We start from the raw sequence: 22,702 nt of genomic DNA on the forward strand, positions 1-22,702 counted from the left end.
CAATTTACTCCCGGCCATAGCGTTCCAGATGGTGACGAGCCGCCCGGCGACCACGGGCATCCTCGGCGAGAATCCCCTCGAGTTCATCGGCCGCCGACGGCGGGCAGGCAGACAGCACGGCTTCGTTGAGCTCGGCAATGCCCGGGAAGGATAACCGCCCCGCGAGGAAAGCTTCCACGGCCACTTCATTGGCAGCGTTGAGCAGCGCAGGCGCACTGCCCCCTGCCGCCTGCGCCTCACCGGCCAGTCGCAGGCAAGGAAAGGCCGCCTCGTCGGGTGCCTCGAAATCAAGCCTTGCGACCTGAAACAGATCAAGGGGGGCGACGCCTGCGTCGATGCGCTCCGGCCAGGACAGGCCATAGGCGATCGGGGTGCGCATATCCGGATTACCGAGCTGCGCCAGCACCGAGCCGTCGAGGTAGGCCGCCATCGAATGAATGACACTCTGCGGATGCACCACCACCTGGATCTGCTCGGGGGCGGCATCGAAGAGCCAGCAGGCCTCAATCAACTCGAGCCCCTTGTTCATCAGGGTCGCGCTATCCACCGAGATCTTGCGCCCCATCGACCAGTTAGGGTGGGCACAGGCCTGCTCGGGGGTGACACTCGCCAAATCATCTGCCGACCAGCCCAGAAAGGGCCCGCCCGAGGCAGTCAGTAAAAGCTGGCTGACGCCGATGCGATCAAGGCCGCCACGGTGCTTCGAAGGTAGACACTGATAGATGGCATTATGTTCGGAATCGATCGGCAGCAGCACGGCGCCATGGCGCTCCACTGCATCCATGAAGAGACCGCCGCTCATCACCAGCGCTTCCTTGTTGGCCAGCAGCACACGCTTACCGGCGCGCACGGCGGCAAGCGTCGGCACCAGGCCGGCGGCACCGACGATGGCTGCCATGACCACATCGACCTCGCCGGCGTCGGCGACCTCGCTCAGTGCTGCCTCACCGGCGCGCACGTCGGTGGCCAGACCGGCTTCCGCCAATCTGGCGCGTAGCCACACGGCATCGTCTTCGCTGCCAATCACGGCCTGCAACGGACGGTGCGTCAGGCACAGCGCCAGCAGTGCTTCCTTCGAGCGTTGAGCGGTCAACGCATGCACCTGATAGCGCTCGGGATGGCGGGCGATCACATCGAGGGTGCTGGTGCCAATCGAGCCGGTCGCCCCCAGCACAGTGACGCGCTGAGGGCGGGACGCGGTGGTCGAGGTCGCGGTAGAGGAAAGGCTCATAACCACACCCGCAGCAGGGCGAAGATCGGGATCGCAGCCGTCAGACTGTCGATGCGATCCAGCACGCCGCCGTGGCCGGGCAACAACACGCCAGAATCCTTGATGCCGCGGGTCCGCTTCAACATGCTCTCGAACAAATCACCCAGCACCGACACCAGCGTAACCAGCACGGTCGCCATCAGCAGACCCAGGGTCGCGCCAATATCGAGTGACAGCCAGACGGCGAAGCCTAGTGCCAGCGCCAGCGTGGCGACGACGCCACCGGCGACGCCTTCCCATGTCTTGCCGGGACTGACGGCGGGGGCAAGCTTGCGTTTCCCGAAGGCACGGCCGGTGAAGTAGGCGCCAGTATCGGCGAGCCACACCAGCAACAGCACGAAGAGCAGCCACTCGGCGCCACTTGCCCGCAGACTGTTGAAGCCCGCCCAGCAGGGCAACAACACCAGCAGCCCCATGATGAGGCGACGGCCTGTCGTGGCCCATTGGGTCTGTCGCTCGGGGTAGTGAGTCACCCAGAAGAGGTTGGCAAGCCAGATGGCGGCACCGACCCACAGCAGAGCGGTAGCCTGCTCGCCCCCTCCTAGCCACAAGAGCCCCATGGCCAGGCCAAGTACTGCACTTGCCATGAGCCGCGCGCCAAGCTGCGTCAAGCCAGCAAGATTGGTCCACTCCCAGCCAGCGAGTAACACCACCACGCCGGTAAACAGAGCGAATGCCCCACCCTCGAGCAGGAATAGCCCGCCAAGGGCCAGAGGCACCAGGATGGCGGCAGTCAGAATACGTTGCTTAAGCACCCTGGGCCTCGATTTGCTCGTGGGTCATGCCGAAACGACGCTGGCGACGTGCGAAGTCGGCGAACGCCTTATCGAGCGCATCGGCGCCGAAGTCCGGCCAAAGCAGGGGAGAGAAATACAGCTCGGCATAGGCCATCTGCCAGAGCAGGAAGTTGGATAGCCGCTGTTCGCCGCTGGTGCGGATACACAGGTCCACATCGGGCGCGTCAGCCAGGCATACCTCACGACCCAGCAACGTCTCGTCGATCTGGGAGGCATTGATCTCGCCGCTGGAGACTCGGGCTGCAAGACGCTGCGCCGCCTGGGCGATGTCCCAACGGCCACCATAGTTGGCCGCGACGACCAGGTGCATGCCGCGGTTGTCCTGAGTCAGCTTTTCGGCACGCGTGATGTGCTTCTGAATCGAGGTCGAGAAGCCTTCCCGCTCACCAATGATGGTCAGGCGAATATCATGCTCATGCAGCTTGTTGACCTCCCGTTTGAGGGCGATCAGGAACAGCTCCATCAGCGCATTGATCTCGGCCGGCGGACGCTTCCAGTTCTCGCTGGAGAAGGCGAATAACGTCAGCACCTCGACCCCCCGCTCGGCGGCGCGACGTATCACCGAGCGTACCGACTCGACGCCCGCTCGATGACCACGCACACCGGACAGGCCATGGGCCCTGGCCCAGCGATTGTTGCCATCCATGATGATCGCCAAGTGACGCGGGATCGCCTGGTGATACGATTCGGGGGGTTGCGGTGATGTCATGGGGGCTCGCATAGCAGTAGAACGATAGGCGGGCGATGCGATGTCGCCCGCCAGACCTCAGACCGTCATCAGGTCCTTTTCCTTGGCTTCCAGCAGCTTGTCGATCTCAGCGATATACTTGTCGGTCAGCTTCTGGATGGCCTCCATGCCGCTGTGCTCTTCGTCTTCGGAGATATCTTTCTCCTTGAGCAGCCCCTTGAGGTCACCATTGGCATCGCGACGCACATTGCGCACGGCCACGCGGGCGTTCTCTGCTTCGGAGCGCGCCTGCTTGATGTAGCCCTTGCGGGTTTCCTCGGTCAGCATCGGCATCGGCACACGAATCACGCTGCCCGCCGTGGCCGGGTTGAGGCCAAGGTCCGCGGTCATGATCGCTTTCTCGACCTTGGGGACCATGGACTTTTCCCAGGGCACGACTGCGAGGGTGCGGGCGTCCTCGACGTTGACGCTGGAAACCTGGTTGAGCGGCATCTGGGCGCCGTAGTAATCCACGGTCACAGCATCAAGGATGCTGGGGTGAGCACGACCGGTGCGGATCTTGTTGAAGTTCGTATGCAGAGACTCGAGAGTCTTTTTCATGCGAGCTTCTGCGTCTTTCTGAATATCGTTGATCACGGTTTCAACCTCTGTCTATCAGCGTGCCTTCCTTGCCGCCCATCACCAGATTGAGCAGGGCACCGGGCTTGTTCATGTTGAATACGCGAACCGGCATGTCATGGTCACGCACCAGGCAGATGGCGGTCAAATCCATCACGCCAAGCTTCTGATCCAGACATTCATCGTAGGTCAGGCGCTCGTATTTCTGGGCGTCGGCATGCTTGACCGGGTCACGGTTATAAACACCGTCGACCTTGGTGGCCTTGATCACCACATCGGCGTCGATCTCGATGCCACGCAGGCAGGCCGCGGAATCGGTGGTGAAGAAGGGGTTGCCAGTGCCGGCGGAGAACAATACCACATCGCCCGACGTCAGGTAGCGGATGCCGGTACGGCGATCGTAGTGCTCGACCACACCGCTCATCGGAATCGCCGACATCACCCGCGAACGAATATTGGAGCGCTCCAGGGCATCGCGCATGGCCAGGGCATTCATGACCGTTGCCAGCATCCCCATATGATCGCCGGTCACCCGCTCCATGCCCGCCTCATGCAGGGCGGCGCCTCGAAACAGGTTGCCGCCACCGACCACGATACCGACCTGAACACCGATGCCGACCAGTTGACCGATTTCCAGCGCCATACGATCAAGCACCTGCGGGTCGATGCCGAAGTCGGCATCACCGGTCAGGGCCTCGCCGGACAGCTTTAGCAGAATACGCTTGTACTTGCTCTTCGCCTGGCGCTCAGGTTTGGCAGGGCGTTCGGACGTAGTGGTGAAATCGGACATGTGGCGTCTCCTGATGACAGCGACAGGGGGAGGAAATCTTGGCGGTATTTCTAACCGCCGGATACGCGAAGGCGTGCGCTTGCGCGCACGCCATCACGAACTCGCAGTACCAAGCCTTAACCGCGGTTGGCCTGCTCCATCACTTCCTTGGCAAAGTCGACTTCTTCTTTCACGATGCCTTCACCAACCTCGAAGCGAGTGAAGCTGACCACCTCGCCACCAGCTTCCTTGACGAACTCGGCCACGGTCTGGTCCGGATTCTTGACGAAGGCCTGTTCGGTCAGACTGTTCTCGGCCAGATACTTCTTCAGGCGGCCCTGAACCATCTTCTCGGCGATGTTCTCCGGCTTGCCCGCCATGTCCGGCTGCGCCAGGATGATCGCTTTCTCTTGGTCCAGCTGCTCCTGGGGCATGTTTTCCGGCAGCGCCACGACCGGATTAATGGCCGCCACGTGCATGGCCACGCCCTTGGCTGCGTCGGCGGTGCCGCCGTTCAGCACGGTCAGCGCGGCGATGCGGCCACCGTGAACATAGCCACCCACAGTGCCGCCGGCCGGCGCTTCAACCAGCGCTGCACGACGCACACTGATGTTTTCGCCGATCTTCTGCACCAGCAGCTCGCGAGCGTTCTCCAGCTCACCGTCCATCAGTGCTGCGATGTCGGTGGTCTTCTGGGCGAAAGCCTGCTCGGCAACCTTGTCGGCAAAGGCGATGAAGTTGTCATCACGAGCCACGAAATCGGTCTCGGAGTTGACTTCAAGCATCAGGCCATAGCTGGCGTCATCGGCCAGCTTGATCACAATAGCGCCTTCGGCAGCGGTACGACCCGCTTTCTTGGCGGCCTTGAGACCGGAATTCTTGCGCAGATTTTCGATAGCGGTTTCGATGTCGCCGCCGGCTTCGGTGAGTGCCTTCTTGCACTCCATCATGCCGAGCCCGGTGCGCTCGCGCAGTTCTTTTACCTGAGACGCGCTGATAGCTGCCATGGTATTAACCTCTGAAATAATTCGACGTCGATAATCAAAGCGTATCCGCCACCCGGGCGGGGGACGGAAAGAAGGGGGCCAAGCCCCCTCCTATGCCTACCCTTCATGCGCAATGAGCGGTGCCCACTGACCGGGTCTCCATCAATATGGCGACACCGGGTGACACTTCAGGGTAGACCAGCGCCATCACTCGGCGACCTGGTCGTCTTCGGTGACTTCAACGAATTCGTCGGGACGACCTTCCTGCGATTTGGCGCAGGCATTGGCGATGCTCTGCACGTAGATCTGGATGGCGCGGATGGAGTCATCGTTACCCGGGATCACATAGTCAAGGCCGTCCGGGTTGGAGTTGGTGTCCACCACGCCGATGACCGGAATGCCAAGCTTGTTGGCTTCATTGATGGCGATACGCTCATGATCGACATCAACCACGAACAGCGCGTCGGGCAGTCCGCCCATTTCCTTGATGCCGCCTACGGAGCGCTCGAGCTTGTCCTGCTCACGGGTCGCCATCAGCACTTCTTTCTTGGTCAGCTTCTCGAAAGTGCCGTCTTCGTGCATCGCTTCAAGCTCGCGCAGACGCTTGATGGACACGCGAATGGTCTTGAAGTTGGTCAGCATGCCGCCCAACCAGCGATGATTGACGAAGGGCATGCCAACGCGGTTAGCCTCTTCCTTGATCACCTTGGCTGCCGCACGCTTGGTGCCAACAAACAGGATCTTGTTGTTGGTCTCCGCCATCTTCTCGACCACGCTGATCGCTTCATTAAGCGCCGGCAGGGTATGCTCGAGGTTGATGATATGGATCTTGTTGCGGGCGCCGAAGATGTATTTGGACATCTTCGGGTTCCAGTACTTGGTCTGGTGACCGAAGTGAGCGCCTGCCTTGAGCAGGTCACGCATATTAACTTGTGTCATGAATGACTCCTGGACTATCGGGTTAGGCCTCCACGCACCCCATGGATCCGACCCTCGGACTAGCCGACGGCACCCGGGACCATGTGTCGGTGCATGTGTGTTTTTCAGGCTATTTAGCGCCTTGCTGCAGGCCGTGCAACGCACGCAGCCTTCACCGTTCGGGACAGCCTGGTCGCCGGACGTATAGAAGAAGCGAAGCACTCGGCACAACGCATTGCAGGAAAGCGCGCAGCTTTATACCATAGATCAATATCAAGATGAAGTCGCAAGCGCCCTGCCCGCCTGCCGTTTGCTCGGCCACACGCGAGCGCCCTTCCCCCTTCACAACCCGAGATTCCATGAACGTATCCATCAAGACTGCCGACGAAATCGTCAAGATGCGCGAAGCCGGCAAGCAGGCCGCCCGCGTACTGGAAATGATCACGCCTCACGTTCAGGCCGGCGTCAGCACCGGCGAGCTCGACCGCCTGTGCCATGATTTCATTGTCAATGAGCTAGGGTCTGTACCGGCCCCGCTGAACTACCATGGTTTCCCCAAGTCGATCTGCACCTCGATCAACCATGTGGTCTGCCACGGCATCCCCGACGATGCCAAGAAGCTCAAGAAGGGTGACGTCATGAATATCGACATCACCGTCAAGACCGCCGACGGCTACCACGGCGACACCAGCAAGATGTTTATCGTCGGCGAGAGCATTCAGGGCGAACGGCTGGCCCGTATCACCCAGGAGTGCCTCTACAGGAGCATCGCCGAGGTCAAGCCCGGCGTCCACCTGTCCCAGCTGGCACGCGTCATTCAGCAGCATGCCGAAGCCAACGGTTACAGTGTCGTCCGTGATTTCTGCGGCCACGGCATCGGTTCCGTCTTCCACGAAGAGCCACAGGTACTGCACTACGATGGCTATGCGCCCGAAGCCGACATCGCCCTAGAAGAAGGCATGTGCTTCACCATCGAGCCCATGATCAATGTTGGCGATCACCGCACCCGAGTCCTGCGCGATAACTGGACCGCCGTGACCAAGGACAAGGGCTTATCCGCCCAGTGGGAGCACACCCTGCTGGTGACCGCCACCGGTGTCGAGGTACTGACCGCGCGTGGCGAGGAAGACTTGAGCTTCCTCTCGAGCTGACATGCTGCTGCATCACTACCGCTTCCAGCCCGACACAAGCCTCTTCGATGTTGCTGAATTCTGCATCGAGCTTGAGGGCAAGCGCTCGCCGATCGCCCCTTTCAAGCAGGCGCTGAGCGACATTCAGGAAAACCTGGATGAACGCTTTCGCGCCGGCGCCGATATTCGCGACCTGGTGCATGGCCGCGCCTGGTGCCTCGACCGCCTGCTCGAGATCGCCTGGTCGCGCCATGCCTGGCCCGACGATGGCGTCGCCTTGCTGGCCGTCGGGGGTTATGGCCGCGGCGAGCTGCATCCCCACTCGGATGTCGACCTGCTGCTGCTGCTCGAAGACGATGACGACACCCTCTACCGCGAACCACTGACCGGCTTCATCACCTTCCTGTGGGATATCGGGCTCGATATCGGGCATAGCGTGCGCTCGCTGAACGACTGTGAGCGTGAGGCTCGCGCCGACGTCACGGTCATCACCAACCTGCTCGAGACACGCACCCTGGCAGGCGGAAGCCACCTGCGCGACGCCATGCGGGAAAGGATACAGACGGATCGGCTGTGGCCGGCAGATGCCTTCTTCGAGGCCAAGTGGCAGGAACAGATCGCCCGTCACTACCGCTACAACAACTCCGAGTATCACCTCGAGCCGAACATCAAGAGCTCCCCCGGTGGCCTTCGCGATATCCAGATGATCGGCTGGGTCGCCAAACGCCAGTTCGGAGAACTGCGCTTTGAGGAGGTCGTCGAAAACGGCTTCATGAACGATGCCGAGCTGCGTATCCTCAGTCAGGGCCAGTCCTTCCTGTGGCAGGTCCGTTACGCCCTGCACATGCTCACCGGGCGCGCCGAGGATCGCCTGCTGTTCGATCATCAGCGCACCATCGCCACCCTGTTCGGCTATCGGGACATTCCCGGTCGCCTGGCCGTCGAACAGTTCATGAAGCGCTACTATCGCCATGTCACGGCTCTTGCTGGCCTCAACGACATGCTGCTGCAGCACTTCGACGAGGTCATCCTGCGCGCCGACGAGGTCCTCGAGACGCACCACCTCAACGACCGTTTCGAGGTCAAGGGCGGCTATATCCAGGCTCGCGACGAGCGAGTCTTCCGCTATCGCCCCGCGGCCATGCTCGAGCTGTTCCTGCTGATGGCGCAGCATCCGGAAATCGAGGGGGTACGCGCCTCGACCATTCGCCTGATTCGCGACCACCGCCATCTGATGGATGACCTTTACCGCGACGACGTCCGCCATCAGAGCCTGTTCATGGAGCTGCTCCGCTCCAGCGGCAACGTCGCCCGCCAGCTCAGGCGCATGAACCGCTACGGCGTGCTCGGCAAGTACCTGCCGGAGTTCGGCCAGGCGGTGGGGCTGATGCAGCACGACCTCTTCCACAGTTATACGGTCGATGCCCATACCCTGGGCCTTCTGAAATTCGTGCAGCGCTTCCGCGAGCCGCGCTGCCGCGCCGAGTTCCCGGTCGCCGCCGCACTGGTCCACCAGCTGCCCAAGCTCGAACTGCTATGGATCGCCGGGCTCTATCACGATATCGGCAAGGGGCGCGGCGGCGACCACTCGCTGCTCGGCGCCCGCGATGCCGAGGAATTCTGTGAGCGTCACGGCCTCTCACCACGCGATACCCGGCTGGTCAGCTGGCTGGTCGAACATCACCTGTTGATGTCGAAGACCTCGCAGAAGCGCGACATCACAGACCCGGAGGTGATCCGCGAGTTCGCTACCCAGATGCACGACGAGGTCCACCTCGATTATCTTTATGTGCTGACCGTGGCCGACATCAATGCCACCAACCCGACCCTCTGGAACGGCTGGCGAGCCTCACTGCTGCGCCAGCTGCACGCCGAGACCAAGCGCGCCCTGCGCCGCGGGCTTGAAAACCCGCTGGATCGTGATGACTGGGTCCGCGAGACTCGCGAAGAAGCGCGCAGCCTGCTGACCAACGTCGGCGTTGACCCCCAGCGGGTCGAGCGTCTGTGGGAGTCGCTGGGCGAGGACTACTTCGTGCAGTATGCCCCCAGCGAGATCGTCTGGCAGACGCAGGGCATCCTTGCGCATGACGGCTCGAACCTGCCCCTCATCCTGATCAGCGCGCCCACCCAGGACATGACCGAGGGCGGCACCAAGGTGTTCATCCATACCCGCTCGGTGGATGATCTGTTCGCCGCCACCGCCGCGGCCATGGAGCAGCTTGGCCTGTCGATCCATGATGCGCGCATCGCTACCTCGAGCAATAACTGGACCCTCAACACCTTCATCGTGCTCGATGAAGACGGCCAGCCGATCAGAGACCGCGAGCGGCTTGAGACCATGCGCCGCCACCTGGCCGAGGAGCTCGAAAATCCGGACGACTACCCGCAGATCGTCACCCGACACACGCCGCGCCAGCTCAAGCATTTCAAGGTGTCGACCCGGGTAGAGATCGCCCAGGACCCGGGCAATGAGCGCACCATGCTCGAACTGACGGCACCCGACCGCCCTGGCCTGCTGGCTCGGGTCGGCCGGATCTTCATGGAGCAGGGCATCGCGCTTTCGGCCGCCAAGATCGCCACGCTTGGCGAGAAGGTCGAAGACGTCTTCTTCATCACTGACCGTAACGGTGCACCGCTCACCGACCCCACGCGCCAGCAGCAACTGCGCGAGCGGCTGGTCGAGATGCTCGACGTCTAGGTTCATCATCCAGACAACGGCCCTTTCATCAGCTGGGCTCAAAAGCCGGCAGGCGCCGAGATTGAGGCGCCTCGCCGGCTTCCCTATAATCGCTTGCCTGAACCCATGCGCCAGACCGACCATGCGGCCCCATTGATCGAGCCCCATGCCGTCACCACGATCACGACAACGCCCCGCGAGGCGGCCAGGACAGCCATGAACCCCGATCTCGATGCGCTCAAGCCCTACCCCTTCGAGAAGCTTGCCGCCCTCAAGGCCAATGTCACGCCCCCCGCGGCGCTATCGCACATTCCGCTGACCATCGGCGAACCCCAGCACCCGCCGTATGCAAGGGCGCTCGAGACGCTCAGTGCCCATCGTGATGAGATGGCCCGCTATCCGGCCACCGCCGGGCTTGCCGAACTCCGCCAGACCGTCGCTGACTGGGCGACGAAGCGTTTCGGCCTGCAAGGCATTGGCGGCCTCGATCCGGACCGCCAGGTGCTGCCGGTCAACGGCACCCGGGAAGCGATATTTGCCTTCGTGCAGGCCGCCCTCGATCGTCGCCGCCCGGCCAGGGTTGCCGTGCCCAACCCCTTCTACCAGATTTATGAGGGGGCAACGCTGCTCGCTGGCGGCACCCCGCTGTACCTAGATTGTCATGCCGAACAAGGCTTTCGCCCGGATTTCGAGGCGGTACCGGCCGAGACCTGGCGCGACGTTCAGCTGGTGTTCCTGTGCTCACCGGGCAATCCCACCGGCGCGGTAACCCCGTTCGAGGACTTCAAACGTCTGATCGAGCTTGCCGACGAGCATGACTTCATCATCGCCTCCGACGAGTGCTATTCAGAGTTGTATCTTGACGAGACCGCCCCGCCGCCGGGACTGCTCGACGCCTGTGCCCGCCTGGGCCGCCACGACTACCGGCGCTGCCTGGTCTTTCATTCGTTGTCCAAGCGCTCCAATCTGCCAGGCCTGCGCTCGGGCTTCGTGGCCGGTGACGCCAATCTGATTACCCCTTTCAAGCGCTACCGCACCTACCACGGTTGTGCCATGTCGTTACCGCTGCAGCGCGCCTCGATCACCGCCTGGCGCGATGAAGCCCATGTGAAGGCCAACCGCGACGCCTATCGCGAGAAGTTCGCCGCCGTCACCGAGATCCTCGCCCCGGTGATGGACTTTCCCACGCCAGAGGCGAGTTTCTATCTGTGGCCAGCAGTGCCCGGTGGCGACGATGAAGCCTTCACCCGGGCGCTCTTCGCCGAGGAAAACGTCAGCGTACTGCCAGGCAGCTACATGGGGCGCACCACCGCAGGCGACGGTTCATCAAGCGATAGCGGTGTCAACCCGGGGGCCGGTCGCATCCGGCTGGCATTGGTCGCCGACGTCGAGTCGACCGCCGAGGCTGCCCGGCGTCTGCGCCGCTTCACCGAACGCTGGCGGGCGGCCATGACCGACGACGAGGAGGCCCCGACATGATCACGCTCTATGGCATCAAGGCTTGCGATACCTGCCGCCGGGCGCGCAAGGCGCTGGAGCACAAGGGGCTGCCCTTCCAGGTCCATGACCTGCGCAAGGATGGCCTGTCCACGGAGCGGCTCGAGCATCTGCTCGAGCATGTGCCGGTGATGACCCTGCTCAACAAGCGCAGCACCACCTGGCGAGCGCTCGACGACGCCGACAAGGCCAAGCTGGATGCCCACTCGGCCCGCGAACTGATGCTCGCCAACCCGACCCTGATCAAGCGCCCGCTACTCGATACCGGCGAGGACATTCGGGTCGGCTACCGCGACGGCGACTATGACGACCTTGACGGCTGATACCGCCACCATGCTCGACACGACTTCACCTTGCCCGAGGCCCCAAAGCCTCGCTCACCTACAAACGAAAGGAGTTTCCCCATGCTGAGCTTCGCACTCGGAATCGGTAACCAGAACACTCAAGGCGACTGGCTGGATGTCTACTATCCGGCGCCGCTGCTCAACCCCGAGGCAAGCCTCGTCGACGCCGCACGCCAGGCCCTCGGTGCCCCCGCCGGCAACGTCGCGGTAAGCTTCTTGCCCGAGCATTGTGCCGATCTTGCCGAAGCGCTCAAGGCCGTCGGCCACACCAAGCAGGCAGAGTTTGCCGCAGCCCTGGCGCAGAGCCAGCGCCCGCTGGTTGCCACCTTCCTCGAGACCGACCAGGCACCGCAAAGCGCCCCGGAGGTCTATCTCAAGCTGCACCTGCTCTCACACCGCCTGGTCAAGCCGCATGGCCTGGACCTGACGGGCATGTTCGGTCTGCTGCGCAACGTCGCCTGGTCAAGCGAGGGCCCGATCGACATCGAGGAGCTGCCGGCGCGTCGCCTCAAGGCGCGTCTCGAAGGCCGCGCCCTGTCCGTCGACTGCGTCGACAAGTTCCCCAAGATGGCCGATTACGTCGTGCCGGCCGGTGTACGCATCGCCGATACCGCCCGTGTGCGCCTGGGCGCTCACCTTGGCGAGGGCACCACCGTGATGCACGAAGGCTTCGTCAACTTCAATGCCGGCACCGAAGGGCCCGGCATGGTCGAGGGCCGCATCTCCGCTGGCGTGATGGTCGGCAAGGGCTCTGATCTGGGCGGTGGTTGCTCGACCATGGGCACCCTGTCCGGCGGCGGCAACATCGTCATCAAGGTCGGTGAAGGCTGCCTGATCGGCGCCAATGCCGGCATCGGCATCCCGCTGGGGGATCGCTGCACCGTCGAATCCGGCCTCTACATCACCGCCGGCTCCAAGGTCGCCGTGCTCGACGATCAGGGACAGGTGGTCGAGACCGTTGCCGCCCGCGCTCTCGCTGGCCAAGACGACCTGCTGCTGCGTCGCCACTCGCAGTCGGGGCGCATCGAGTGCCTGACCAACAAGAGCGCCGTTGCGCTCAACGAGGCGCTGCACGCCCACAACTAAGCCTTTGCTGCGCCCGCCACCGGCGGGCGCCCTGCTCCCTCGCCAACCAGGATGACGCATGTCCGATACCGCCACGCCTTCTTCGATGCCCTCCGCGACCCTCGATCTGGCCATCGACCTGATGAGCCGCGCCTCGGTAACCCCCGATGACGTCGGCTGTCAGGCGCTGATGATCGAGCGCCTCGAGCGCCTCGGCTTTCACATCGAGCGGCTACCGTTCGGCGACGTCGAGAACTTCTGGGCGGTGCGTGGTCACCACGGCCCGGTACTGGCCTTCGCAGGCCATACCGATGTGGTGCCCAGCGGCCCCGAGAGCAAGTGGGACCACCCGCCCTTCGCGCCCTTCATCGACGAGCACGGCATGCTCTTCGGCCGCGGCGCCGCCGACATGAAGGGTAGCCTGGCCGCCATGGTCACCGCCGTGGAGCGCTTCGTGGCCGCGCATCCCGATCATGACGGCAAGATCGCCTTCCTGATCACCTCCGACGAGGAAGGGCCCGCCGTGGACGGCACCCGTGCCGTGGTCGAGCATCTGCGCGAGGCTCACGAGCGACTGGATTACTGCATCGTCGGCGAACCCTCGTCCAGCGAACGGGTCGGCGACGTGATCAAGAACGGCCGCCGCGGCTCGCTAGGTGCGGTGCTGCACGTCAAGGGCGTACAAGGCCACGTGGCCTACCCGCACATGGCGCGCAACCCCATCCACGACGCTGCGCCAGCGCTTGATGCCCTGGCCCGCGAACACTGGGACGCCGGCAATACCTTCTTCCCGGCCACCAGTTTCCAGATCTCCAACATCCGCGCCGGTACCGGGGCCACCAACGTGATCCCGGGTGAGCTTGAAGTGGTGTTCAACTTCCGCTATTCAACCGAGCTGACTCACGAGGCGCTGCGGGAACGCACCGAGGCGATCCTCGACGCCCATGGCCTCGACTACCGTCTCGACTGGACACTCAACGGTGAGCCCTTCCTGACCGCCGAAGGTCAGCTTGTCGAAGCGGCCGTGACCGGCGTCGAAGGCGTCACGGGCAAGCGGCCGACCTTGTCTACCGCCGGCGGCACCTCGGACGGACGCTTCATCGCTACGCTGGGCAGCCAGGTGGTCGAACTGGGGCCGCGTAACGACACGATCCACAAGGTCAATGAGCAGGTCCGCGCCGCCGACCTGGATACCCTCAGTGACATCTACGAAGCCATCCTCACGCGGCTGTTCGCTCGCGCCGACTGAGCCTGCCACCCGCTACCGAGAGTCAAGCATGCAACGCTACCCGGATATCGAGATCTACCTGGCCAAGGCGCCGATCGAGGCCCTGGACGCCTGGCTGGCCGCCACCCTGGACGCGCCACCGCTGTCTCGTGCCGGCAAGCGCCAATGGCGCACCACCGGCCACCTGGACGGCAACAAGGTTCCGGTACTGCTGGTCGAGCAGGCAGCCGACAGCTTCTCAAGCCTCTGGTTCGACAGCGACGCCTCGCCCTGGCCCCGCGATGCTGACTGTGCCCGGGCGGCCGCGACCGCCCTGAACGTCGAAGTTCGCTGTTCACTGGGCGGCTGGCAACCGGGTGACGACCCGGACCGTTTCTGGCGCGTCCAGCCCGACGGCCAGGAAGACGTCATCACCTGGCCTGACTCTGGCAAATAAAGCTGGAAAATGAGGCTGGCAAATAAGGCTGGCCACTAGCCGAAACGACAACGTCCCGCCTGGTTGCCAGACGGGACGTTGAGTGTGACGGTAACACTGGAAATACAAGCCGAGCGCAGGCCGTTGCCTCAGGTGATGACGGTCACGTCATCGGCCTGGTAACCGCGCTCGTTTTCGATCACGTGGTAACGCACTTTTTGCCCCTCGGCCAGGGTCCGATGCCCCTTGCCGCGAATAGCACGAAAGTGCACGAACACATCATCTCCGCCGTCGCGAGTGATGAAGCCGTACCCCTTGTTGACGTTGAACCACTTGACCTCGCCGATCTCGCGATCGTCGTCTTCAACGTCGGCAAGCGTCGCAAGGGCCGGTGTCAGCACATGGATGGCAACGGTAGCCGTCAGGGTGACCAGGAAAACGGCAACGGCTGTGGCCAGATAGACGAGGGCGACACCGCCCACCTCCAGGCTGGCGAACAGTTCGCGGGACAAATCTCCCCCGGTCAGGAAGATGAACAGGGCGATCAGCAGTGGCGCAGGCGCGGCCAGAAGCACGCTGATCAGACTACAACGAAGTAAGACCTTTTGATTCATGGACCTCGGTTTCTCTTGTGATGGCAATGGATGAAGGGGTCATGACGAAATCCCACCGCCGTAACGCTGATGGGCATAAGCTGACAAGATGAGGCTGTCGCGATGAACGGCAACAGGCCACACGAGGATACTACCATGCAAGATCACGACTGGCTCGCCCGCCTGGAAGGCCTCGAGAGCCGAATCGCCTATCAGGAACACTGGCTGGACACCCTGGATCAGGCAGTGGCTGCCCAGGAGACTCGGCTGGCAGGGCTTGAGCGCATGAGTGAACTGATGCAGGCAAAGCTGCGCCAGCAACAACGCGCCCTGGACGACTCACAAGGCGATCAGGTGAGCTTCGAAGACGAGCGCCCACCACACTATTGAGCGTAGTGACGGACTGCACAGCCGAGCGCTTGAGTGGCCTTCAGGACGAATGGCCCTGGCCACTCAAACGGGTAGGGGCAGGTATCAGCGTCGGGTGCTGAAGCGGTTCGTTTCGATCCGGTTCAGCACCCAAGGAGGCGCCTTTGGGGAGTTGCTTAGCCTTCCAGGCCGTCCAGATAGCGCTCAGCGTCCAGCGCTGCCATGCAGCCACTGCCCGCGGAGGTGATGGCCTGACGATAGACGTGATCCATCACGTCGCCGGAAGCGAAGACGCCCGGAACACTGGTGGCGGTGGCGTTGCCTTCGAGGCCCGACTGCACCTTGATGTAGCCCCCCGCCATCTCGAGCTGACCCTCGAAGATACCGGTATTGGGCGTGTGGCCGATGGCGATGAATACGCCCGGTGCGGCCATCTCCTTGGTACTGCCATCCAGCGTGGACTTGAGACGCGCCCCGGTCACCCCGCTGTTATCACCCAGCACCTCGTCCAGGGTGTAATTCCATTCAACCGCCATGTTGCCGTTCTCGACCTTATCGAACAGCTTGTCCTGCAGGATTTTCTCGGCACGCAGACTGTCGCGGCGGTGCACCAGGGTCACCTTGGACGCGATGTTCGACAGGTATAGCGCTTCTTCCACAGCGGTATTGCCTCCGCCGATCACTACCACTTCCTGGTTACGATAGAAGAAGCCGTCGCAGGTCGCGCAGGCAGACACGCCCTGCCCCATGAACGTCTTCTCGGATTCGAGACCCAGATAACGGGCACTGGCGCCGGTGGAGATAATCAGCGCGTCGCAGGTATAGGTGCCACTGTTGCCCTTCAGGGTATAAGGCTTCTCGCGCAGTTCGACTTCCTCGATGTGATCGAACAGCACCTCGGTATCGAAACGCTCGGCGTGGGCGCGCATGCGCTCCATCAGCTCAGGTCCCTGAACGCCATCCGCATCACCCGGCCAGTTGTCGACATCGGTGGTCGTGGTCAGCTGCCCCCCTGCCTGCATGCCGGTGATCAGCAGTGGCTTCAGGTTGGCGCGAGCCGCATAGACGGCAGCGGTGTAACCGGCAGGGCCTGAGCCCAGGATGATCAGGCGTTCGTGGCGCACTTCGCTCATGTCGGGTCCTCACAAAAAAATGACGGCCGGATGTCGGCCGAAAACGCTCTCTGGCCTGAGTGCGTTAAACGCAGAGGGAACTCAGGCCACAGTACGCTTGGTGGATGGGTAATTTTAACGGCAGGGAGTGTAGCATCCCAAGGCCGTCAGCCAGAGCCTCTCAGCATGGCTCGAGGCAAAAGCCTCTTCGCTACAAAAGCGCCAGACACAAAAGAGGCGGCCCGCAGGCCGCCTCTTCATACCCCTCAACGCTTACAGCGCTTCGGCGTACGACCCCAGGTACTTGGCGACGCCTTCCGGCGTGTCTTTCATGCCTTCTGCACCTTCATCCCAACCGGCCGGGCAAACTTCGCCGTGCGCGTTGTGATGCTTGAGCGCCTTGACCATGCGCAGCATCTCATCGACGTTGCGGCCCAGGGGCAGGTTGTTGACGACCTGATGCTGAACGACGCCATCTTCGTCGATCAGGAAGGAAGCGCGCATCGCAACGCCGGCATCCGGGTGCTCGATGCCGTAAGCCTGAGTGACTTCGTGCTTGACGTCAGCAACGATCGGGAAGCCAACTTCACCGATGCCGCCGGCATCCGGAGAGGTCTTGCGCCATGCATGGTGGGTGAACTGGGAATCGATGGAGACACCGATAACCTCAACCCCCAGATCCTTGAACGCCTGCAGACGGTTGTCGTGGGCGATGATCTCGGACGGGCAGACGAAGGTGAAGTCGAGCGGCCAGAAGAACAGCACACGCAGCTTGCCGTTGCTGTCGGACAGCTTGAAGTTGTCGACGATTTCACCGTTGCCCAGTACCGCGGCGGTATCGAAGTCGGGGGCCTGACGACCTACCAGTACGCTCATGCAAATCTCCTTGCTGATGGAATGATCAATGGATGATGAATTTGAGCCCAGCCTAAGGCCGCGCTCATGACTCTGCCAAGTTGATAAGGCCAATGGCCAATATAGCGTGTGTCTATGGGCATTGCTGCTGTGATAGCACGACCCCACCTTTTCACCACACACCGCATTGTTCATGGGCCGCTATAGGGTATTACGCCTGACCTGTGACGAACAGATGATGCCTAGACGACATCATCATCGCGACCAAGGGTGACTCCTTCGACCTCACCGCTGAAATCGGACACCATTACCTGCACTTGTATCGGTGCGCAGCAGCGTGGACAGTCTTCCCAGGTGGTATGGCTACCTTGACTGGCATCGACCAGAAGCTCGAAGCCCGTATCACAGTAAGGACAACTTGCCGCATGTGAATTCAACATCTCTTCATGCATGTCTCTCTCCTTACGGTGATCGTCATTGATAACCCATGACCCTGTGCCAACGACTGCCTTTGCTGACGACTGACAGCTAGATGGGGGCGATTGGGCGTCGTTTCAAGAAACCATGGCACACTGATGACCCAGTGCTTCATCTTTCGGCCTGTTACCCTTGCTTGTGTTCCCATAGGCTAGGCTTGAAAGCAGCCATTGTCGTAGCCATGTCTCACTGATGATCCATCGATGGTCACATGAGCTTGCTTGCATCATGACCTTCACTCGGCACGAGGAGAAAACCATGAGCACCACCCCTGACTCGCTGGATACCCTCAAGGTAGGCAATCAACCCTACCATTACTATAGTCTCCCAAAGGCCGCTTCCACCCTCGGCGACATCTCCCGCCTCCCCAAGACGCTCAAGGTGTTGCTTGAGAACCAGCTGCGCTTCGCCGATGACGAGAGCGTCTCGACCGACGATCTTCAGGCGTTGGTCGACTGGCAGAAAGAAGCCCGCTCCTCTCGCGAGATCGGCTACCGGCCGGCGCGCGTGCTGATGCAGGATTTCACCGGCGTGCCCGGGGTGGTCGATCTCGCCTCGATGCGCGCCGCCGTGGCCAAGCTCGGCGAAGATCCCGAGCGCATCAATCCCCTCTCGCCGGTCGATCTGGTCATCGACCACTCGGTCATGGTCGACAAGTTCGGCGACGAAAGCGCCTTCAAGGACAACGTTGCCTTGGAGATGGAGCGCAACCGCGAGCGCTACGAGTTTCTGCGCTGGGGGCAGCAGGCCTTCGATAACTTCCGCGTCGTGCCACCGGGCACCGGCATCTGCCACCAGGTCAACCTGGAGTATCTGGGCAAGACGGTGTGGACCAAGGAAGTAGACGGCAAGACCTTCGCCTATCCAGACACGCTGGTAGGCACCGACTCCCACACCACCATGATCAACGGCCTGGGCATACTCGGCTGGGGCGTCGGCGGCATCGAGGCCGAAGCGGCCATGCTTGGCCAGCCGGTGTCGATGCTGATTCCCGAGGTGGTCGGTTTCAAGCTGACCGGCAAGCTCAAGGAAGGCATTACCGCCACCGATCTGGTGCTGACGGTCACCCAGATGCTGCGTAGCCGCGGCGTGGTCGGCAAGTTCGTCGAATTCTATGGCGACGGCCTGGACGACCTGCCGCTGGCAGACCGCGCGACCATCGCCAACATGGCACCGGAATACGGCGCCACCTGTGGTTTCTTCCCGGTTGATGACGAGACCCTCAACTACCTGCGCCTCACCGGTCGCGAAGACGAACAGGTCGAGCTGGTAGAGGCCTACAGCAAGGCTCAGGGCCTGTGGCGCGAGACCGGGGACGAGCCGGTCTTCACCGATACCCTGGCGCTGGACATGGGCGATGTCGAAGCCAGCCTTGCCGGACCCAAGCGTCCCCAGGACCGGGTCGCGCTGAAAGACATGAAGACCACCTTCGAAAAGCTGATGGCCAATAACGGCACCAAGGTATCGGAGGAAGAGCAAGACAAGTGGCAATCCGAGGGCGGCCAGACCGCCGTCGGCGTCGAGGACAGCTACGAGCATCACACCAGCCAGGACGTCGACCTCGACGGCCAGAGTATCAGGCTTAACCCGGGCGCCGTGGTGATCGCCGCCATCACCTCCTGCACCAACACCTCGAACCCCAGCGTGATGATGGCCGCCGGCCTGCTGGCGCGTAACGCCCTGGCCAAGGGCCTGAAGACCCAGCCCTGGGTCAAGACCTCGCTGGCGCCGGGGTCCAAGGTCGTCACCGACTACCTGGCCGCCGGCGGCGTCGATGATGACCTGAATACACTCGGCTTCAACCTGGTCGGCTATGGCTGCACCACCTGCATCGGCAACTCAGGGCCGCTGGCCGACCCCATCGAGAAAGCCATCAACGACGGCGACATGACCGTCGCTTCGGTGCTTTCGGGCAACCGCAACTTCGAGGGCCGGGTGCATCCGCTGGTCAAGACCAACTGGCTCGCGTCGCCGCCCCTAGTCGTCGCCTATGCCCTCGCCGGCAACGTCCGCACAGACCTGACCAAGGAGCCGCTGGGCACCGGTAGCGACGGCCAACCGGTCTATCTCTCGGACATCTGGCCGTCGCAAGCCGATATCGCCGAGGCGGTCGAGAAGGTCAAGACCGAGATGTATCGCAAGGAGTACGCCGAGGTCTTTGACGGCGATGACGTCTGGCAGGCCATCGATGTGCCCCAGAGCGAGGTCTACGAGTGGTCGGATGCCTCGACCTACATCCAGCATCCTCCCTTCTTCGAGGGCATGGGCCGCACGCCCGAGGCCACCGAAGACGTCAAGGATGCCAAGGTGCTGGCCATGCTCGGCGACTCGGTGACCACCGACCACATCTCGCCAGCCGGCGCCATCAAGCCCGACAGCCCCGCCGGTCGCTATCTGCAGGAGCACGGCGTCAAACCCGCCGATTTCAACTCCTATGGGTCGCGTCGCGGCAACCACGAGGTGATGATGCGCGGCACCTTCGCCAACGTGCGCATCCAGAATGAGATGCTCGACGGCGTGGTCGGTGGCGAAACCCGCCATGTGCCCTCCGGCGAACAGATGTCGATCTACGATGCCGCCATGCGCTACCAGCAGGAAGGCACCCCACTGGTCGTGGTGGCCGGCAAGGAATACGGCACCGGCTCCAGCCGCGACTGGGCCGCCAAGGGCACCCGCCTGCTCGGCGTGCGTGCCGTCTTGGCCGAGTCCTACGAGCGTATCCACCGCTCCAACCTGATCGGCATGGGCGTGGTACCGCTGCAGTTCCCCGAAGGCGAGACCCGCCAGTCGCTTGGCATGACCGGTGACGAGACGGTCTCCATCGAGGGACTCAACGACCTGAGCCCCGGTGGCCAGGTCCGTGTCACCATCAAGAGCGACAAGGGCGAGAAGCAGATCGATGCGCTGTGCCGCATCGACACTGCCGACGAGCTCGAGTATTACCGCCACGGCGGCATCCTGCACTATGTGCTGCGCAAAATGATCGGCGAAGCCTGATCGACGCAGCGTGACCGATGCCCCAACGAAAGGCCCCGCCGGTTAGCCGGCGGGGCCTTCTTTGTGGGGACTTACCTTGTTGCGGGTACATACGTTGCGGGTACGTACGTTGTGGGTACTGCCGTTCTGGACACTTAGTTAGCAAGCTGGCAAACGTCTCCACCGGGTAGCTGAACCGCGACGACGCGTCGCTTGTTCACCCCCCCTGGTCGGCCCGGCCTCAGAAGGCCCGGCGGCGATATTCACGGTAGCGCGGATACCAGAAATTGCGCTCGATGGAGGCCCACAGCACTTCATCACTGCACTCCAGTGCCTTGCCCTCGTGTTGCGCCATCTTGGCCACATCAAAGGCAATGGACTGACTGATCTCGCGAATATCCGCAAGTGACGGCAGCAACGCACCCTCACCGTGTTGCACCATTGGCGCATGCTTGGCCAGGGCATTGGAAGCCGCCATCAGCATGGCGTCCGTGATACGGGTTGCACCGGAGGCGATGACACCAAGGCCAATGCCCGGGAAGATATAGGCATTGTTGCACTGGGCGATGCGATAGGTCTCGCCATTGAGCTCAACCGGCTTGAAAGGACTGCCGGTGGCGACCAGTGCCTGACCATGGGTCCAGGCCAGCACCTGATTGGGGGTCGCCTCGACCCTGGAGGTGGGGTTGGAGAGCGGCATCACCAGTGGTGCCTTGCAACCGGCATGCAGTGCCTCGATCAACTCCTGATCAAAGAGGCCACGCTGGCCGGATACCCCAATCAGCACAGTAGGTTTGGCTTGTTTGACCACGCCCAGCAGGCTGGTATCGGTGAAATCCGCCCGGTCATGAGCGAGGCGGCTCTGGAAGTCATAGAGCCCCTCCATGTCACGGGTCAAGAGGCCATGACGGTCGATCATCAGAATGCGTGAACGCGCCTCTTCCTCGGAGAGACCTTCGGCACACATCGCCACCACGATCTGCTCGGCGATGCCGCAACCGGCAGAGCCGGCGCCGACGAAGGCCACTCGCTGCTCGGCAACGCCTTCCTTCTTGGCCTTACAGGCAGCAAGCAGGGTGCCCACACAGACCGCGGCGGTGCCCTGGATATCATCATTGAAGCAGCACATCTCGTCCCGGTAGCGCTCGAGCAGCGGCATGGCATTGGTCTGAGCGAAATCCTCGAACTGCAGTAGCACCTTGGGCCAGCGACGCTTCACGGCAGTAATAAACGTGGCCATGAAGTCGTTGTACTCCTCCTGGGAAACACGCTTGTGGCGCCAGCCCATGTACATGGGGTCATCGAGCAGCGCCTGGTTGTTGGTGCCCACATCCAGTGTGATCGGCAGCGTATAGGCGGGGCTGATGCCGCCACAGGCGGTATACAACGCCAGCTTGCCGATGGGGATGCCCATACCGCCGATGCCCTGATCGCCGAGCCCCAGGATACGCTCGCCATCGGTCGCCACGATCACCTTGACGTTGTCCTTGGTGGCGGAGCGCAGGATATCGTCCATGTGCTCCCGGTCAGGATAGGAAATGAACAGACCGCGATGGTTGCGATAGATGTTGGAAAACTCTTCGCATGCCTCCCCCACCGTCGGGGTATAGATGATCGGCAGCATCTCCTCGAGGTGTTCCTCGAGCAGGCGGAAGAACAGCGTCTCGTTGTCGTCCTGGATGGCGCGCAGGTAGATGTGACGGTCCAGGTCGGTCTGGCACTGCCGGTATTGCCGGTAGGCGCGCTCGGCCTGCTCTTCAATGGATTCGACGTTCTGCGGCAGCAGGCCGATCAGGTTGAAGGCGATGCGCTCCTGAAGGGTGAAGGCGCTGCCCTTGTTGAGCAGCGGCATCTCGAGCAGCGATGGTCCCGCATAGGGCACATAGAGGGGACGCTTTGGCAATGTGGTCATCGTCTC

21 protein-coding genes are annotated in these 22,702 nt (G+C 62.4%); 9 read left to right on the forward strand and 12 right to left on the reverse strand.

From position 1 onward, the window contains the following. Positions 1-4 precede the first annotated feature (4 nt). The 7 genes from ispC to rpsB all read right to left on the reverse strand — a co-directional run bounded on the left by ispC (position 5) and on the right by rpsB (position 6,067). Entirely contained in the window at positions 5-1,231 is a 1,227-nt protein-coding gene (ispC, locus tag HF027_RS06325) for a 1-deoxy-D-xylulose-5-phosphate reductoisomerase (protein WP_168013973.1), read from the reverse strand. Continuing rightward, on the reverse strand, positions 1,228-2,025 hold the full coding sequence (locus tag HF027_RS06330; protein ID WP_168013975.1) for a phosphatidate cytidylyltransferase: 798 nt from the start codon (positions 2,023-2,025) through the stop codon (positions 1,228-1,230). Before HF027_RS06330 ends, ispC begins: the two co-directional genes overlap by 4 nt. Next, positions 2,018-2,776: a polyprenyl diphosphate synthase gene (uppS, locus tag HF027_RS06335; protein ID WP_168013977.1), complete on the reverse strand. Its 759-nt coding sequence runs from the start codon at positions 2,774-2,776 to the stop codon at positions 2,018-2,020. Before uppS ends, HF027_RS06330 begins: the two co-directional genes overlap by 8 nt. A 57-nt stretch (positions 2,777-2,833) precedes the next feature. Beyond that, entirely contained in the window at positions 2,834-3,391 is a 558-nt protein-coding gene (gene frr, locus HF027_RS06340; RefSeq protein ID WP_168013979.1) for a ribosome recycling factor, read from the reverse strand. 4 nt (positions 3,392-3,395) lie between these two features. Further along, entirely contained in the window at positions 3,396-4,163 is a 768-nt protein-coding gene (gene pyrH, locus HF027_RS06345) for a UMP kinase (protein WP_168013981.1), read from the reverse strand. Between the two features lie 116 nt (positions 4,164-4,279). Next, on the reverse strand, positions 4,280-5,149 hold the full coding sequence (gene tsf / locus HF027_RS06350; RefSeq protein ID WP_168013983.1) for a translation elongation factor Ts: 870 nt from the start codon (positions 5,147-5,149) through the stop codon (positions 4,280-4,282). A gap of 186 nt (positions 5,150-5,335) precedes the next feature. After that, positions 5,336-6,067 carry a 30S ribosomal protein S2 gene (rpsB, locus tag HF027_RS06355; RefSeq protein ID WP_168013985.1) on the reverse strand — a complete coding sequence of 244 codons (732 nt, stop codon included), beginning with the start codon at positions 6,065-6,067 and terminating at the stop codon, positions 5,336-5,338. Between the two features lie 338 nt (positions 6,068-6,405). Between rpsB and map the strand changes: the two genes are divergently transcribed. From map to HF027_RS06390, 7 genes are all read left to right on the forward strand, one after another. Continuing rightward, entirely contained in the window at positions 6,406-7,197 is a 792-nt protein-coding gene (gene map / locus HF027_RS06360) for a type I methionyl aminopeptidase (protein ID WP_168013987.1), read from the forward strand. 1 nt (position 7,198) lies between these two features. Beyond that, a complete protein-coding gene (locus tag HF027_RS06365; RefSeq protein WP_168013990.1) occupies positions 7,199-9,874 on the forward strand; it encodes a [protein-PII] uridylyltransferase in 2,676 nt (891 codons plus the stop codon). Positions 9,875-10,069: 195 nt separating this feature from the next. Then, positions 10,070-11,332, forward strand: coding sequence for a succinyldiaminopimelate transaminase (dapC, locus tag HF027_RS06370; protein WP_168014106.1), 1,263 nt, complete (start codon positions 10,070-10,072; stop codon positions 11,330-11,332). Then, positions 11,329-11,673 (forward strand): Spx/MgsR family RNA polymerase-binding regulatory protein, encoded by a 345-nt coding sequence (locus tag HF027_RS06375; protein ID WP_168013992.1) that lies wholly within the window; start codon positions 11,329-11,331, stop codon positions 11,671-11,673. The genes dapC and HF027_RS06375 overlap by 4 nt, the downstream gene beginning before the upstream one ends. 81 nt (positions 11,674-11,754) lie before the next feature. Then, positions 11,755-12,780 (forward strand): 2,3,4,5-tetrahydropyridine-2,6-dicarboxylate N-succinyltransferase, encoded by a 1,026-nt coding sequence (dapD, locus tag HF027_RS06380; RefSeq protein ID WP_168013994.1) that lies wholly within the window; start codon positions 11,755-11,757, stop codon positions 12,778-12,780. Between the two features lie 58 nt (positions 12,781-12,838). Further along, positions 12,839-14,008, forward strand: coding sequence for a succinyl-diaminopimelate desuccinylase (gene dapE, locus HF027_RS06385; protein ID WP_168013996.1), 1,170 nt, complete (start codon positions 12,839-12,841; stop codon positions 14,006-14,008). Positions 14,009-14,036: 28 nt separating this feature from the next. Further along, positions 14,037-14,423, forward strand: a complete 387-nt coding sequence (locus tag HF027_RS06390; RefSeq protein WP_168013998.1) for a hypothetical protein — start codon at positions 14,037-14,039, stop codon at positions 14,421-14,423. 128 nt (positions 14,424-14,551) lie between these two features. Here the strand turns inward: HF027_RS06390 and HF027_RS15750 are convergent, their stop codons facing one another. Beyond that, on the reverse strand, positions 14,552-15,016 hold the full coding sequence (locus HF027_RS15750) for a cold-shock protein (protein ID WP_168014000.1): 465 nt from the start codon (positions 15,014-15,016) through the stop codon (positions 14,552-14,554). A gap of 135 nt (positions 15,017-15,151) precedes the next feature. On the opposite strand from HF027_RS15750, the gene HF027_RS06400 reads away from it, so the two are divergent. Beyond that, positions 15,152-15,385: a SlyX family protein gene (locus tag HF027_RS06400; RefSeq protein ID WP_342448729.1), complete on the forward strand. Its 234-nt coding sequence runs from the start codon at positions 15,152-15,154 to the stop codon at positions 15,383-15,385. A gap of 155 nt (positions 15,386-15,540) precedes the next feature. On the opposite strand, the gene trxB is transcribed toward HF027_RS06400, so the two are convergent. The 3 genes from trxB to HF027_RS06415 all read right to left on the reverse strand — a co-directional run bounded on the left by trxB (position 15,541) and on the right by HF027_RS06415 (position 17,783). Continuing rightward, entirely contained in the window at positions 15,541-16,497 is a 957-nt protein-coding gene (trxB, locus tag HF027_RS06405) for a thioredoxin-disulfide reductase (protein WP_168014004.1), read from the reverse strand. Between the two features lie 252 nt (positions 16,498-16,749). Continuing rightward, complete coding sequence (locus HF027_RS06410; protein WP_168014006.1) at positions 16,750-17,352, reverse strand: peroxiredoxin; 603 nt, start codon at positions 17,350-17,352, stop codon at positions 16,750-16,752. Positions 17,353-17,573: 221 nt separating this feature from the next. Next, complete coding sequence (locus HF027_RS06415; RefSeq protein WP_168014008.1) at positions 17,574-17,783, reverse strand: zinc ribbon domain-containing protein; 210 nt, start codon at positions 17,781-17,783, stop codon at positions 17,574-17,576. A 283-nt stretch (positions 17,784-18,066) separates the two neighbouring features. Between HF027_RS06415 and acnA the strand changes: the two genes are divergently transcribed. Further along, positions 18,067-20,805 (forward strand): aconitate hydratase AcnA, encoded by a 2,739-nt coding sequence (gene acnA / locus HF027_RS06420; protein WP_168014010.1) that lies wholly within the window; start codon positions 18,067-18,069, stop codon positions 20,803-20,805. A gap of 220 nt (positions 20,806-21,025) precedes the next feature. Here the strand turns inward: acnA and HF027_RS06425 are convergent, their stop codons facing one another. Then, positions 21,026-22,696 carry an NAD-dependent malic enzyme gene (locus tag HF027_RS06425; protein ID WP_168014012.1) on the reverse strand — a complete coding sequence of 557 codons (1,671 nt, stop codon included), beginning with the start codon at positions 22,694-22,696 and terminating at the stop codon, positions 21,026-21,028. Between the last annotated feature and the right edge of the window lie 6 nt (positions 22,697-22,702).

It is taken from the genome of Halomonas salinarum (assembly GCF_012062845.1).
Classification (GTDB): domain Bacteria; phylum Pseudomonadota; class Gammaproteobacteria; order Pseudomonadales; family Halomonadaceae; genus Onishia; species Onishia salinarum.